General features: G+C 37.5%; 12 protein-coding genes and 3 tRNA genes. 9 read left to right on the top strand and 6 right to left on the bottom strand.

The window, feature by feature from the left end; genetic code table 11:
* Window positions 1-37: 37 nt before the first annotated feature.
* Complete coding sequence (locus P7V56_RS08015; RefSeq protein WP_171223158.1) at window positions 38-1,501, bottom strand: aminoacyl-histidine dipeptidase; 1,464 nt, start codon at window positions 1,499-1,501, stop codon at window positions 38-40.
* A gap of 287 nt (window positions 1,502-1,788) precedes the next feature.
* Here P7V56_RS08015 and P7V56_RS08010 point away from each other — a divergent pair, with 287 nt between their 5' ends.
* A complete protein-coding gene (locus tag P7V56_RS08010) occupies window positions 1,789-2,739 on the top strand; it encodes a DUF3810 domain-containing protein (protein WP_370529621.1) in 951 nt (316 codons plus the stop codon).
* A gap of 329 nt (window positions 2,740-3,068) precedes the next feature.
* Here P7V56_RS08010 and P7V56_RS08005 read toward each other — a convergent pair.
* The 3 genes from P7V56_RS08005 to P7V56_RS07995 all read right to left on the bottom strand — a co-directional run bounded on the left by P7V56_RS08005 (window position 3,069) and on the right by P7V56_RS07995 (window position 3,331).
* Window positions 3,069-3,142: transfer RNA gene (locus P7V56_RS08005), tRNA-Arg, on the bottom strand.
* Between the two features lie 26 nt (window positions 3,143-3,168).
* Window positions 3,169-3,243 (bottom strand) — tRNA-Pro (locus P7V56_RS08000).
* Window positions 3,244-3,247: 4 nt separating this feature from the next.
* Window positions 3,248-3,331, bottom strand: a tRNA-Ser gene (locus P7V56_RS07995).
* A gap of 239 nt (window positions 3,332-3,570) precedes the next feature.
* Here P7V56_RS07995 and P7V56_RS07990 point away from each other — a divergent pair.
* The 6 genes from P7V56_RS07990 to P7V56_RS07965 all read left to right on the top strand — a co-directional run bounded on the left by P7V56_RS07990 (window position 3,571) and on the right by P7V56_RS07965 (window position 9,668).
* Complete coding sequence (locus tag P7V56_RS07990; RefSeq protein ID WP_171223160.1) at window positions 3,571-4,749, top strand: acetyl-CoA C-acyltransferase; 1,179 nt, start codon at window positions 3,571-3,573, stop codon at window positions 4,747-4,749.
* Between the two features lie 78 nt (window positions 4,750-4,827).
* Window positions 4,828-5,589: a C40 family peptidase gene (locus P7V56_RS07985; RefSeq protein ID WP_171223161.1), complete on the top strand. Its 762-nt coding sequence runs from the start codon at window positions 4,828-4,830 to the stop codon at window positions 5,587-5,589.
* 54 nt (window positions 5,590-5,643) lie between these two features.
* Window positions 5,644-7,029, top strand: a complete 1,386-nt coding sequence (locus P7V56_RS07980) for an alpha-amylase family glycosyl hydrolase (RefSeq protein ID WP_171223162.1) — start codon at window positions 5,644-5,646, stop codon at window positions 7,027-7,029.
* Between the two features lie 129 nt (window positions 7,030-7,158).
* Window positions 7,159-7,938, top strand: a complete 780-nt coding sequence (locus P7V56_RS07975) for an MlaE family ABC transporter permease (RefSeq protein ID WP_171223163.1) — start codon at window positions 7,159-7,161, stop codon at window positions 7,936-7,938.
* 3 nt (window positions 7,939-7,941) lie between these two features.
* The gene (locus P7V56_RS07970; protein ID WP_171223164.1) at window positions 7,942-8,679 is read left to right on the top strand and encodes an ABC transporter ATP-binding protein; all 738 of its coding nucleotides are present in this window, start codon (window positions 7,942-7,944) and stop codon (window positions 8,677-8,679) included.
* Between the two features lie 8 nt (window positions 8,680-8,687).
* Entirely contained in the window at window positions 8,688-9,668 is a 981-nt protein-coding gene (locus P7V56_RS07965; RefSeq protein ID WP_171223165.1) for an MlaD family protein, read from the top strand.
* Window positions 9,669-9,722: 54 nt separating this feature from the next.
* Here P7V56_RS07965 and P7V56_RS07960 read toward each other — a convergent pair whose 3' ends face one another.
* Window positions 9,723-10,337 carry a porin family protein gene (locus P7V56_RS07960; protein ID WP_171223166.1) on the bottom strand — a complete coding sequence of 205 codons (615 nt, stop codon included), beginning with the start codon at window positions 10,335-10,337 and terminating at the stop codon, window positions 9,723-9,725.
* Between the two features lie 55 nt (window positions 10,338-10,392).
* On the bottom strand, window positions 10,393-11,514 hold the full coding sequence (locus P7V56_RS07955) for a cysteine desulfurase family protein (protein ID WP_171223167.1): 1,122 nt from the start codon (window positions 11,512-11,514) through the stop codon (window positions 10,393-10,395).
* 91 nt (window positions 11,515-11,605) lie between these two features.
* On the opposite strand from P7V56_RS07955, the gene P7V56_RS07950 reads away from it, so the two are divergent.
* On the top strand, window positions 11,606-12,577 hold the full coding sequence (locus tag P7V56_RS07950) for a hypothetical protein (RefSeq protein ID WP_171223168.1): 972 nt from the start codon (window positions 11,606-11,608) through the stop codon (window positions 12,575-12,577).
* 59 nt (window positions 12,578-12,636) lie between these two features.
* On the top strand, window positions 12,637-14,223 hold the full coding sequence (gene bshC, locus P7V56_RS07945; protein WP_171223169.1) for a bacillithiol biosynthesis cysteine-adding enzyme BshC: 1,587 nt from the start codon (window positions 12,637-12,639) through the stop codon (window positions 14,221-14,223).
* Window positions 14,224-14,247: the final 24 nt, after the last annotated feature.

Here is a 14,247-nt window from a genome sequence, read left to right as displayed (position 1 = left end):
ATTGCTAAACGAGGTTCTTTTTCCTATAGTCTCTACTCTATTTTCTCTCCGGGATATTCGCCAAAATCTCCAAGAAAAACTTCCAAAATTTTTGAGAAGATTTAATCGAAGCTCTTTCGTCGGGACTGTGTGCTCCGTGAATGGTTGGTCCAAAAGAAATCATATCCATACCCGGATAATTCGTTCCTAAAATACCACATTCCAATCCGGCATGACAAGCCACTACATTGGGTTTGGCGCCGTTTTGTTTTTCGTAAATATTGACCAAAACGTCTAAGATTTCTGAATTCACATTTGGTGTCCAACCCGGATAACTGCCGCCAAATTCGACTTCGCAACCAAACAATTCATACGCCGAACGCAAACCATTGGCCAAATCCATTTTAGAAGTTTCCACTGAGGAACGCGTTAAATTTTGGATTGAAATATCGCCGTCTTTTACAATCACACGGGCAATATTATTGGAGGTTTCTACCAAATCTTCCATATCGGCACTCATACGATATACGCCGTTATGAGCAGCATAAATCGAACGCAACAAACCTTCCTGAACACCTAAATCCATTACTTTCGAAGGCAAATCGCTTTTTACAATTTCAATGGTCAAATTAGGTTCCGTCGTTTTGTATTCGGTTTTGATGTCATTGATGATTTCCTGCATATCAAACACAAATGCCTCATCATACATGCCGGCTACAATCACTTTGGCCACACTTTCACGCGGAATCGCATTGCGCAAACTACCACCATTAATCTCGGCTATTTGTAAACCAAAATTTTCAAATCCGTCAAACAACAAACGGTTCATAATTTTATTGGCATTCCCCAAACCTTTGTTGATATCCATTCCCGAATGTCCGCCATTCAACCCCTTTACAGTGATGGTGTAACCTACAGAACCTTCCGGTGTTTCTTCTTGGTTATACTTTCTGGTCGCCGTTACGTCAATACCGCCGGCACAACCGATGTCGATTTCGTCATCTTCTTCGGTATCTAAATTCAGTAAAATTTCTCCTTTTAAAATGCCGCCTTTCAAGTTCAAAGCACCGGTCATTCCGGTTTCTTCATCTATGGTAAACAAGGCGTCAATGGCAGGATGCGGAATGTCTTTGCTTTCCAAAATAGCCATAATCGCGGCTACACCCAAACCGTTGTCAGCACCTAAAGTAGTTCCTTTGGCACGAACCCAATCGCCATCCACATACATATCGATACCTTGCGTTAAAAAGTCGAAATTGGTATCGTTATTTTTTTGATGAACCATATCTAAATGCCCTTGCAATACAACGGTTTTGCGGTTTTCCATACCCGGAGTTGCCGGCTTACGGATAATTACATTTCGGATATCATCTTCAAAAGTTTCTAATCCTAAACTGTTTCCGAAGTTTTTCATGAATTCAATTACACGCTCTTCTTTTTTGGATGGACGCGGTACCGCATTTAAATCGGCAAACTTGTTCCAAAGGGCTTTGGGTTCCAGGTTTCTGATGTCTTGGCTCATATTATTTTTTAAGTTGCTAAGTTATTGAGTTACTAAGTAGCTGAGTTTTGTCTCGTCATTAGCCGATAAATAACTTAGTTACTCAGCGACTCAGCGACTCAGTCACTCAGCTTGGCAAAGTTACAAAGTTTAACTACTTTAGAAATTGAATTGTGATTATATTTACATTTTAAAAAGATACTTTGAAACGCAAACATATTCTTCCTTTATTTTTATTGATTCAGATAGTACTGCTTAAACTTCTCGCTTTTTTTCCTGAAACGGTTGAGCGCTTTTACAGTAATAGCTTGTATGTTTGGATTTCACATTTTTCACGTACACTGTTGGGAAAAATTCCTTTTTCGGTTGGCGATATTCTTTATGGAATAGTGATTTTTTATTGTATATACTGGCTTTTCAAGTATCGAAAGAAACCCTGGAAAGACAAAGTTTGGACAATTTTGAGTTTTATCTCTGTAGCCTATTTTTTGTTTCACTTTTTATGGGCATTCAATTATTATCGCGTGCCGTTATTTGAAAAAATGACCATCAAACGAGAATATACGGAAGCAGCGTTAGTCTCTTTTACCGAAAAACTCATTATTAAAACCAATGCCGTTCAATTTGCCATAACCAAAGACAGCTTAAAAAAAGTCAACAATCCGTACACCCAAGACAGTATTTTTAAATTGACTCAAAACGGCTACGATAATTTGGCCAAACAATACCCAATGTTCACTTACGAAATCCCAAGTCGGAAGAAATCTTTAATGAGTTTACCTCTGACTTATATGGGATTTGGTGGCTATCTCAATCCGTTTTCAAATGAAGCTCAAGTCAATGACAAGTTGCCTATGTACGGTTTTCCAAATGTGGTTTGTCACGAAATGGCACACCAAATAGGTTATGGCAGTGAAAGCGAATGTAATTTTATCGGTTTCTTAGCCGGACTCAAAAATAATGATTTGTATTGTCAGTACTCGGCTTTATCCAGTGCTCTGCGTTATTGTATGTCGAACATAGGAATGAAAAACGAAAAAGAATTCAATCGTTTGAAGCAACAAATAAATCCAGGAATTCTCAAAAATTATCAGGAGAGCGAAGCCTTTTGGAAACAATATGATACCTTCATTGACAAAGCTTTTCACACTTTTTACGACCAATACTTAAAGTCAAATCAACAAGAAGACGGTATTGACAGTTACAGTAAGTTTGTGGATTTGTTGGTGAATTATTACAAAGGAAAGGAAATAAAGTAACTTCATTTTGTAAATTAAGAATAGGATTTTGCTGCGCAACATCCTTCAAAGCTCCGCTTTGAAAAACAAAAAACCAGAATAAAAAACTCAAGTGAACTTGGATATTAACTAGAAACCGAATAGGATTTTGCTGCGCAACATCCTTCAAAGCTCCGCTTTGAAAAACAAAAAACCAGAATAAAAAACTCAAGTGAACTTGGATAATAACTAGAAACCGAATAGGATTTTGCTGCGCAACATCCTTCAAAGCTCCGCTTTGAAAAACAAAAAACCCGAATAAAAAACTCAAGTGAACTTGGATTTTTTATTCTGGTTTTTTGTTTTATTCGTGATCTCAGAAGGATTCGAACCTTCGACCTACTGCTTAGAAGGCAGTTGCTCTATCCAGCTGAGCTATGAGACCATGCAAAGAAAATGTCTTGAAAATTGTCGGGGTGGCAGGATTCGAACCTGCGACCTCCTGGTCCCAAACCAGGCGCGATAACCGGGCTACGCTACACCCCGAGAGCGGAGAGACAGGGACTCGAACCCTGGCGACGGTTACCCGTCGACAGATTAGCAATCTGCTCCGTTACCACTCCGGCACCTCTCCTAAATTTTCAATACTGTAAAAGAACATTTTCTTTAAGCGGTTGCAAATGTAATTTATCATTCTATAATTTACAACTATTTCATTTCTTTTTTTAAATTTTAATTAAAACCGCTTCTCTTTCAATCAAGTAGGAAATAACATTTTCCCATTTATCTTCAAATCAACATTTATTATGACACAAATTCATTAATTTTCCAAGAAAAGATTAGTTTTGCAATACAAACAAACAACAGAATATCATGAGTAAAAAAGTAGTTATCGTATCAGCTGTAAGAACACCTATAGGAAGTTTCATGGGGAGTTTATCTACTGTTACTGCAACACAATTAGGTGCCGCTGCCATTAAAGGTGCTTTGAATAAAATTAATCTAGATCCCAATCTAGTAGATGAAGTATTAATGGGTAACGTAGTACAAGCCGGCGTTGGTCAGGCACCTGCTACCCAAGCTGCCATTTTTGCCGGATTACCGAATACCGTTCCAACGACAACCGTAAATAAAGTATGTGCTTCCGGTATGAAAGCCGTAATGCAAGGAGCTCAAGCCATTATGACCGGTGATGCCGAAATTGTAGTAGCCGGAGGGATGGAAAACATGAGTTTGATTCCGCATTATGTTCATTTGAGAAACGGAGTGAAATTTGGCCCAACCACTATGGTCGACGGCATGCAAAAAGATGGTTTAACCGATGCTTATGACGGAAACGCCATGGGTGTTTGTGCCGATTTATGTGCTTCAGAATACGGAATCAGCCGTGAAGAACAAGATGCTTTTGCTATTCAATCTTACGAGCGCTCGGCTAAAGCTTGGTCTGAAGGCAAGTTTGACAACGAAGTCGTTCCGGTAGAAATTCCGCAACGTCGAGGTGAACCGATTGTTTTTTCTAAAGATGAAGAATTTACTAATGTAAAATTAGATAAAATCCCGGCTTTAAACCCTGTCTTTACTAAAGACGGAACGGTAACTGCTGCCAATGCTTCAACCATCAACGATGGTGCTGCTGCTTTGGTCTTAATGAGTGAAGAGAAAGCACAAACTTTAGGATTAAAACCATTAGCTTACATCAAATCATACGCGGATGCCGCTCAAGAACCAAAATGGTTTACCACTGCACCGGCCAAAGCTTTACCAAAAGCCTTAGACAAAGCCGGAATTTCTGTAGCTGATGTAGACTATTTCGAATTCAACGAAGCCTTTGCAGTAGTTGGTTTGGCTAACGCAAAAATCTTAGGCTTAGACAACAATAAAATTAATGTAAATGGTGGAGCGGTTTCTTTAGGACATCCGCTAGGCTGTTCGGGAGCGAGAATCATCGTAACTTTGATTAACGTTTTGGAACAAAACAATGCTAAAATCGGAGCTGCAGCTATCTGTAACGGTGGCGGTGGCGCTTCAGCCATAGTAATAGAAAGAATTTAAAAAAATTACGAATTATGAATTATGAATTACGGTTTGATTAATTCATAATTCATGATTTATAATTCATAATTGACTTAGATGTTTGCCATTTGTAACCTTGCCATAATTCCTCTCAGAGCCGAACCGAGTGATCGAAGCGAAATCGTTTCACAAGTCTTGTTTGGCGAGCATTTTGAAATTTTGGAAAGACAAAACCAATGGGCCAAAATCAAACTCCAATACGACGATTATGAAGGATGGGTTGATTCTAAACAATACCAAGTCATTTCCGAAAAAAACTTCAACGATTTATCCAAAGAAGCTATTATTTTGAATGCGGATTTGGTAGAATATGTAACCAATGCCAAAAATATGCTTTTGCCTATTCCGCTTGGCGCATCGTTATCTTTTCTGAATCACAGCGAAATCAATACGGAAGGCTTTGAGTTTGAAGGCTTGAAAACCAGCGGTGTTAAATCTAAATCCGATTTAATTACCACTGCTTATCAATACTTAAACGCACCCTATCTTTGGGGCGGTAAAACACCGTTTGGAATAGATTGCTCAGGATTTACCCAAATGGTTTACAAACTAAACGGATATCATTTGCTGCGCGATGCATCTCAACAATCTACCCAAGGCGATGCTTTGAGTTTTATTGAAGAAAGTGAACCCGGAGATTTAGCTTTCTTTGACAACGATGAAGGCAAGATTATACACGTTGGTATCATGATGGAAAACAATTACATCATTCACGCTAGTGGTAAAGTCAGAATTGACCGCTTAGACCATTTAGGGATTTACAATGCGGAACAAAACCGACATACCCATCGACTGCGAGTAATCAAGAAAATTATATAAACCAAAACAAAGTTTTGGTTTTTTTTATTACATTAGTTTTCTAAACCCTTGCAAATGAAATCAATTCATAAAATTTCAATTCTTGTCCTCAGTTTACTTTTAGTAAGTTGTTTAAAAGAAAAAAATGATGAAACCACTGAAGAACGTTACCAACCCAAAGAATTCGTTGAAATTAAACATCCTGAGTGGAGTAAAAATGCAACGATTTATGAAGCCAACATTCGACAGTTTACACCCGAAGGTACTTTCAAAGCTTTTGAAGCTCATTTGCCCAGAATAAAAAAAATGGGAATCGACATTATTTGGCTCATGCCTATCCATCCGATAGGCGTTGAAAAAAGAAAAGGTACTTTGGGAAGCTATTATTCGGTGAAAGATTATTACGGCATCAATCCGGAGTTTGGCACCAAAGCCGATTTCAAACACTTGGTTGACAAAATCCACAGTATGGGCATGTATGTCATTGTAGATTGGGTAGCCAATCACTCTTCTTGGGACAATCCGTTGGCCAAAGAACATCCGGATTGGTACACCAAAACCGAAGAAGGAAATTTTCAACCCACGCCTTGGTATGATTGGGATGATGTAATCGACTTTGATTATGACAATCCCGGCATTCGTAAATATATGACCGAAGCCTTAGTGTATTGGGTGAAAGATTTCAATATCGACGGTTATCGCTGTGATACAGCCGGTTTTATTCCTACCGATTTTTGGAACAATGCTCGAGCCGAAATGGATGCTGTAAAACCCGTTTTCATGTTGGCTGAATGGGAATCAAGAGACTTGCATCAGAAAGCTTTTGACATGACTTACTCCTGGACTTTTTGGGATAAAATGGCAGCGGTTACCCGCGACAAAAAAAGCATTGGCGGTTTAGTAGAATACATGGCGCACGATGTAAGCACTTTTCCGCGTGACGGTTACCGCATGCTTTTTACCGACAACCATGACATGAATTCTTGGAATAAAAACATGGTCTTTAATTTTGGCAACGGCTTAGAAGCTTCCATAGTTTTAACCGGAACCGTTAACGGAATGTCATTGGTTTACGGCGGACAAGAAGCCGGTTTAGATCGCTCGCTTGCCTTTTTCGAAAAAGATTTAATAGATTGGAGTAAAATGCCTTATGAAGGTTTGTTCCGAAAACTATTCGATTTAAAACACCGCAATCATGCCTTGTGGAATGGTAAAGAAGGTGGCGTTATGGTTAGGGTTTACAACGATAAAATGGAACAAGTCATTTCCTTTTCACGAACCAAAGACAAAGACAGAGTAATTCCAATAATTAATTATAGTGATCAACCGGTAACGGTAAAATTGAACTCAAAATATTTAAAAGGCGATTACACCGAAGTTTTTTCAGGTAAAAAAATCTCCTTAAAAGGTGATGATGTGTTTACACTCAAACCTTGGCAATATTTGATTCTAGAAAAATAACCTCTTTTTTCAACAACAAAACAAATCCACTTTATCTTATTGACAGAGTGGATTTTTTGTGGGTAAAAAAGTAGTCATTCTCAGTATAATTCCTTATATTTGATAAGGATTTTTGCTTAATTTCAATCTATGGAAAACGATTCCAAAGTGGTAACTTCATTTAAGAATTTTTTAATTGAAATTGGTGAACTCTCCTATTTCACCGCTCGTTTTTTCAAAGAACTTTTCAATCCTCCTTTCGAACTCAAAGAATTTTTGCGACAATGCTACAATATGGGCAATCGTTCGCTTTTACTGGTGAGCGTAACTGGATTTATCATCGGATTGGTTTTTACTTTACAATCTCGTCCAACCTTGGAAGAATTTGGAGCCGTTTCTTGGATGCCGTCTATGGTGAGTATTTCTATCATTAGGGAAATCGGACCGATAATCACTGCGTTAATTTGCGCCGGAAGAATCGGTTCGGGCATTGGTGCCGAATTGGGTTCAATGCGTGTTACCGAACAAATCGACGCCATGGAAGTATCGGGCACCAATCCTTTTAAATATTTGGTTGTAACCCGAATTTTAGCCACAACCATGATGCTGCCGATTTTGGTTTTCTTTGGCGATGCTATAGCCATATTTGGTTCGGCTATGGTGGAAAATATGAAGGGAAATGTCTCCTATTTACTTTACTTCAATCAGGTTTTTGATAGTTTACAATTCAGTGATTTGATTCCCACCACGTTCAAGACTTTCTTTTTTGGTTTTGCCATTGGATTGGTAGGTTGCTACAAAGGTTACAATTGCAAAAAAGGAACTGCCGGCGTAGGCTTGGCCGCCAATTCTGCGGTAGTTTACACTTCCATGTTATTGTTTATTATAGATTTCATAGCCGTATTTGTTACTAATATTTTTTATGGTTAACCGATGAATCAAAAACCTATCATAGAAATCAAAAACCTGAGAAAAAGCTTTGGAGACAACCATGTCTTAGATGGCTTTAATATGGAATTATATGAAGGCGAAAACTTGGTCATCATGGGCAAATCGGGTTCCGGTAAATCAGTAATGATTAAATGCCTCATTGGTTTGGAAGAACCCGACAGCGGTACCATTACCGTTATGGGCAAAAACATTAACCAACTTGAACATTGGGAGTTGGATGAATTGCGCACTGAAATCGGTTTCTTGTTCCAAGGCAGCGCTTTGTATGATTCGATGTCGGTTCGGGAAAATTTAGAGTTTCCGTTGCGAAGACACACCAAAAAGTTCGGTGTTATTGAAGATACCACTCCTATGGTCATGGAAGCGCTCGAAAATGTAGGTTTGGCACACGCCATCGATTTAATGCCGAGTGAATTATCAGGTGGAATGAAACGCAGAATTGCTTTGGCACGAACTTTAATTCTGCAACCGAAAATTATCCTTTACGACGAACCTACAACCGGTTTAGACCCTATTACATCTAAAGAAATTATTTTATTGATGATGTCAATTCAGAAAAAATACAACACTTCATCCATCATCATTACTCACGATGTGGATTGTGCAAGAGTGATTGCCAACCGAATGATTTTACTGATTGATAACATCAATTATGCCGAAGGTACTTTCGAAAAACTTTCGGCTTCAGAAGATCCAAAAATCAAAGCCTTTTTTAAGTAAATTAGCCTATGGAAAAAACAGCCGCTCAAAAAATTCGCCTTGGCATCTTTGTCATTATCGGACTTACTTTTTTTGTCTTAGCCATTTATTTTATTGGCAACAAACAGCAAATGTTTGGTAAAACCGAGCATCTTACAGCCGTATTCAATAATGTAGGCGGACTACAATTGGGCAATAATGTTCGTTTTTCGGGAATTAATGTCGGTACTGTCAGAGGAATTGAAATTATCAATGATTCTACCATTAGTGTTGACATGCAAATTGACCAAGAAATATTTCCTCACATCAAAAAAGATGCAGTAGCCACTATTGGTTCAGATGGTTTGGTAGGCAGTGTCATAATCAATATCATTCCGGGGAAAGGAAATTTGGCTGCTGTTAGTCCGGGTGACACCATTCAATCCCAAAACAGAGTCCGTACAGACGATATGCTAACCACCTTAAATGTAACCAATCAAAATGCGGCCCAACTCACCGTAGATTTACTCAAAATCACCAATGAAATCAATCAAGGAAAAGGAACTATTGGTGTTTTACTTAGAGATACAGTCATGGCCAAAGATTTAAAAGCAACCATCCACAACCTGAGAGTTACCAGTGAAAAAACGAGTCAAACCATGGACCATTTGAACAAACAAATTGCAGCTTTAGACAATAAAGACAACGTGATTGGCGTTTTAAAAGACACGGTTGTTGGTAATAAAATCAGAAAAGTAGTCACCAATTTGGATGCTTCCAGTCAGGAAATCAATAAAGTTGTCAGCAATCTCAATGCTACAATTTTGAATATCAAAGAAGGAAAAGGTGCTATAAACTATTTGTCAAATGACCCGAAACTGGTAAAAAAAATCGATTCGACTATGACCAATATCAACGAAGCCAGTAAAAAACTCAATGAAAATTTAGAAGCCTTAAAAAGCAATTTCTTGTTTAGAGGTTACTTTAAAAAACAAGCCAAAGCCAAAAAGAAAGCGGAAGCAAAAAAATAAGTCCCAAAAAAAAAATCTGCTTTCGGGCAGATTTTTTTTTTCATTTACCAATATCTATTTCATCAAAAAATTCAGTCCAACGTTAAAACTTGTTCTGCTATTCGTAACTGCTGAATAATTATTCTGCTGAAAAATATCGGTCAAACCGCCTTGTCCGTCAAGCTCAAAAAATAACTTCAATTTATTGGAAACCGGAATTTTAACTCCAATACCCAAATCAAAACCAAAATCATTCCCATTAAAACCATCAGTAATATCTTGACTAAATCTGGTTTCTTCGGCATTCAAAAGAAATCCGAAATAGGGACCAAAATGCAAATACCAATTCCTATTATTCCCAAAATGCCAACTGGCTGTAACAGGAATAGTAATATAATTCAATCTGAAATCAGTTATATAAGAACCCACGCCATTTTCAATGTAGCCGTTATCCCAACCTTTTTGATCATAGATTAATTTTCCCTTAATACTCCAAGTATTAGATACATAATAATCAATAGAACCACCAAGATTAAATCCGCTTCCGGTATCCGAAGATTCATGCGCATCAGAAACCGAAAAATTATTGTATCCTATATTCACTCCAAACTCAACATCACCTTTTTTCTGGGCAGAAATTGGTTGGGTTAATCCTAATGCAATTAACGTTGCTATTACAATCTTTTTCATATTATTTTTTTTGATTACTCAAAATTACTCTTTTTAGAGAAAAATATAAAGCCTTTTAAATTTCTTTTAAAACTTTAACCAAATAGTCAATTTCAGCTTTAGTATTGTAATGACTGAAAGAAATACGCAAACTCGGTTTTAACAAATCTTCATCCGAAAGCATTTCCGCCAAAACATGTGAAGGTTTAATACTGCCGCTTTGACAAGCACTGCCACGAGAAACCGCAATGCCTTTCATATCAAGATTGAATAAAATCATCGTGGTCTTTTCAGGCGACAAAGGGAGCACTACATTCAGTATGTTATAAAGCGTATTTTTACCGTTTTGTTTCAGGGTTGGAAAAGCAAGCTGCAACTCATCAAAGCAATATTGCTTTAAGTTAGCTATATAATTTCTCTCGGTTTCCAAATGGTCATACGATAACTGTAAAGCTTTGGCCATTCCGGCAATTTGATGCACCGATTCCGTTCCGGCACGCCAACCTTTTTCTTGTTCGCCACCAAATAACATGGGTTGCAAAACCAAATTTTTACGAACAAAAGCAAACCCAATTCCTTTCGGGCCATGAAATTTATGCGCAGCGGCTACCAAAAAATCTACAGGTAACTGTTGCAAATCCAATTCGGTTTTGCCTATTGATTGCACAGTGTCACAATGAAATAAAGCTTTATTTTGTTGGCACAACAATCCTATTTTGACAATATCATGAATGACTCCGGTTTCGTTATTGACATGCATTAAAGTGACTAAAGTTTTTACTTCAGTTGAAAGTAAATCGGTTAGCTGTTCGTAATCTAAGCTTCCGTCTTGCAATACTTTTACAAATTCAACAGTGATACCGAATTCAGTTTGTAAAGCTTGCACAGTGTACAAAGTAGCATGGTGTTCAACTTTGGAAGTAATGATTCTTTTGACACCAAAGTCTTTAACCGAACTTCTCAAAATCCAGTTGGTAGCTTCCGTTGCGCTGGAAGTAAAAATGATTTCCTGAGCATTACAATGCAAATATTTGGCTATTGTTTTTCGGGAAGTTTCTATGACGGCTTTAGCACTTCTCCCGATACTGTGAGTGGAAGAAGGATTGCCAAAATCAGTTTGCATAACGTTCACCATTTCGTCGATAACTTCTTGACGAATGGGCGTTGTAGCGGCATTATCTAGATATACTTTTTGCATATTGCAAATATAAAACGACTATCCTAATTAAATGATAAAAGATAAATTTAATAGTATAAAAAACTTATTTTTGCTAAAAATTTCCAAACCAATGAAACGAATTTTAGGGTTATTAGCCGTAGTTTTATTTATCAATGCCTGCGATGATGGTGATTTGACTGTTGACACCATTGACTTCGTCGATGTAGCGGTTCAAAAATGTCCTCAAAAAGACATTCTCTATAAAATCAGCGACAACAAAATGTTAATCTTAGCTATTCCGGCAACGACTTTTGTTAATGATGAAACCCCTGATAACAATCCTATTGAAGTACAAATCAGCGGCAACATCGATGTGGTTTACAGACAATATAACGGAACACCGACCGATGCTAATATTTGTGATATTATAACCGATGCAACGCCCAATCTGACTGAGGAATGGACAGCCACTTCGGGAACCATACAAATTACTTCTACTGCCATAAAGACCGTAAATGCAACCACCGGAATTACCCAAATTACGGGTTACAGACATTACATAGTTTTTGAAGATATCGTCTTTTTAAAACCCGACGGTACGACACAAACTTATGCCGGAAACTCTTTTGTATTTGGAAATTACAACGCTACTCAAAGTCCGTTAGCCTTTGGTTTCAATGATGAAGCAGCCAAAAGCACTTGTGCCGGTGACAACAGAATTTTTAACTTCAGCAGTAGCGAAGCTTTTGTTTTGGATTTAGCCGATTTTGCGACTTTATTCCAAGAGGAAGTAACAACTACGCCCAGAACGGCATTCATCAGTACTAGTAATAAAGTTACCTATAAGCTGTTTTCTTCTACAATAGACAATGACTATTTTTGTACCACTCCGATACCAACAACCCCGGTTTTAAATCAAGAATGGACCGCTAACAACGGTGATTCCGCTTTGGGAACCGGTATTATTGAAGTGACTACAACTACCTCTACCCCCGGATTTTTTCAGCATACTATTCGATTGAAAAAAGTAACAATGAGCCGAGGAAACAGCGATTTTTACTTGGGTGATGATTATTTATACGGAACCATAATCACTCCTTAATTGAAAGTTAAAACACTTTTCAAGGGTTTCAATTTTCTTATTTTTACACAAAAACTACTATGCCAAACGACTGTATCAGTTATCAAAAATCGGGTTATTTCTCTAAGCTAATCGTTGATTATTTAGAGGAAAAATCAGAATTGAAAAACTTGTACAATCGGTTTCCCAGTATTGAAAACTTTCAATTACAAATAGAAGAAAAAGGAAAAAATAACAATAGCAACAGAAAAGTTTTAGTCTCTGCTTTAGAAAAACAATACCAAGGTCTTGAAGCTTCAGAATTTACTAAATCTAATATCTCACTTCTATCTGACGATAAAACCTTTACTGTTACTACCGGTCATCAGTTGAATTTGTTTACAGGACCATTGTATTTTTTGTATAAAATTGTTTCTACTATTAACCTTTGTAACGAACTTAAACAAGCTTATCCTGAATACAATTTCGTTCCAATTTATTGGATGGCAACAGAAGACCACGATTTTGAGGAAATCAATTACTTTCATTTCAAACACACCAAAATCCAATGGAATCATGAAAGTCAAGGACCGGTTGGCCGATTGTCAACAGCTGGTTTGACTGAAGTTTATGAAGTTTTTGCCAAAGAACTAGGCTTGGGTGATAACGCAACATATTTAAAATCTTTATTTGACAACAGCTACCTGAAACATTCCAATTTGGCTGATGCTACAAGATATTTGGCCAACGAATTGTTTGGCAATAAAGGTTTGGTTGTTTTAGATGGTGACGATAAAGCGCTCAAAGACTTGTTTGTTCCCTATGTGAAGCAAGAATTGTTACACCAAACGGCTTTTCAAAAAGTCATGGAAACCAACGAGCTTTTAAAAGATTATACCATACAGGTTAATCCGCGAGAGATTAATTTATTTTATATAGAAGATAATATCCGAGAGCGTATTGTCTTGGAGAACAATATTTACAAAGTTAACCACACCGATTTGGTTTTTACCGAAACCGAAATCTTATCGCTTTTAGCTTCAAATCCTGAAAAATTCAGTCCTAATGTCATTTTGCGACCGCTATATCAAGAAGTTATTTTGCCCAATCTTTGTTACATTGGCGGCGGCGGTGAGATTGCTTATTGGTTACAATTAAAATCAAATTTTGAAGCCAATCAGGTTAGCTTTCCCCTACTTTTGGTTAGAAACTCTGCTGTTTTGGTCACCCAAAAGCAATCGAAAAAAGCGGATAAACTAGGCCTATCTTGGGCTGATTTATTCAGCAACCAACAAGTGTTATTCAATCAGAAAACACAAGAACTGTCGCAATTCAACTTGGATTTTAGTGTACAAAAAGAACACCTCAAACAACAGTTTGCTGCTTTACACAATATGGCGGTGCAAACCGATAAGTCATTTGGCAACGCCGTAAAAGCTCAAGAAGTTAAGCAAATTAAAGGCTTAGAAAATCTTGAGAAGCGTTTGCTAAAAGCCGAAAAACGACAACATGCCGATATATTAGAGCGCATGATTCAATTGCAAAACGAAATCTTTCCAAACCAATCCTTGCAAGAAAGACGCAACAATTTCTCGGAATTTTATTTAGAATACGGTGAGGAACTACTCAACAAAATCTTTAATGAATTAAAACCGCTACAAACCAATTTTACTACTATCTGTCTGTAAATAAGCAGAAGTTTTTAACACGAA

The sequence above is a fragment of the Flavobacterium sp. IMCC34852 genome (genome assembly GCF_030643905.1).
Classification (GTDB): domain Bacteria; phylum Bacteroidota; class Bacteroidia; order Flavobacteriales; family Flavobacteriaceae; genus Flavobacterium; species Flavobacterium rivulicola.
The sequence above is the reverse complement of the archived record's forward strand: the minus strand, read 5'-3'. Positions and strand labels throughout refer to the sequence as shown.

What these genes read in the sequence shown, in the direction of transcription:
- P7V56_RS07990 (WP_171223160.1), top strand. Translation starts at nt 3,571, where the DNA reads ATGAGTAAAAAAGTAGTTATCGTATCAGCTGTAAGAACACCTATAGGA.
- P7V56_RS07955 (WP_171223167.1), bottom strand. Translation starts at nt 11,514, where the DNA reads ATGCAAAAAGTATATCTAGATAATGCCGCTACAACGCCCATTCGTCAA.
- P7V56_RS07965 (WP_171223165.1), top strand. Translation starts at nt 8,688, where the DNA reads ATGGAAAAAACAGCCGCTCAAAAAATTCGCCTTGGCATCTTTGTCATT.
- P7V56_RS07985 (WP_171223161.1), top strand. Translation starts at nt 4,828, where the DNA reads ATGTTTGCCATTTGTAACCTTGCCATAATTCCTCTCAGAGCCGAACCG.
- P7V56_RS08015 (WP_171223158.1), bottom strand. Translation starts at nt 1,501, where the DNA reads ATGAGCCAAGACATCAGAAACCTGGAACCCAAAGCCCTTTGGAACAAG.
- P7V56_RS07970 (WP_171223164.1), top strand. Translation starts at nt 7,942, where the DNA reads ATGAATCAAAAACCTATCATAGAAATCAAAAACCTGAGAAAAAGCTTT.
- P7V56_RS07980 (WP_171223162.1), top strand. Translation starts at nt 5,644, where the DNA reads ATGAAATCAATTCATAAAATTTCAATTCTTGTCCTCAGTTTACTTTTA.
- P7V56_RS07950 (WP_171223168.1), top strand. Translation starts at nt 11,606, where the DNA reads ATGAAACGAATTTTAGGGTTATTAGCCGTAGTTTTATTTATCAATGCC.
- P7V56_RS07975 (WP_171223163.1), top strand. Translation starts at nt 7,159, where the DNA reads ATGGAAAACGATTCCAAAGTGGTAACTTCATTTAAGAATTTTTTAATT.
- bshC (WP_171223169.1), top strand. Translation starts at nt 12,637, where the DNA reads ATGCCAAACGACTGTATCAGTTATCAAAAATCGGGTTATTTCTCTAAG.
- P7V56_RS07960 (WP_171223166.1), bottom strand. Translation starts at nt 10,337, where the DNA reads ATGAAAAAGATTGTAATAGCAACGTTAATTGCATTAGGATTAACCCAA.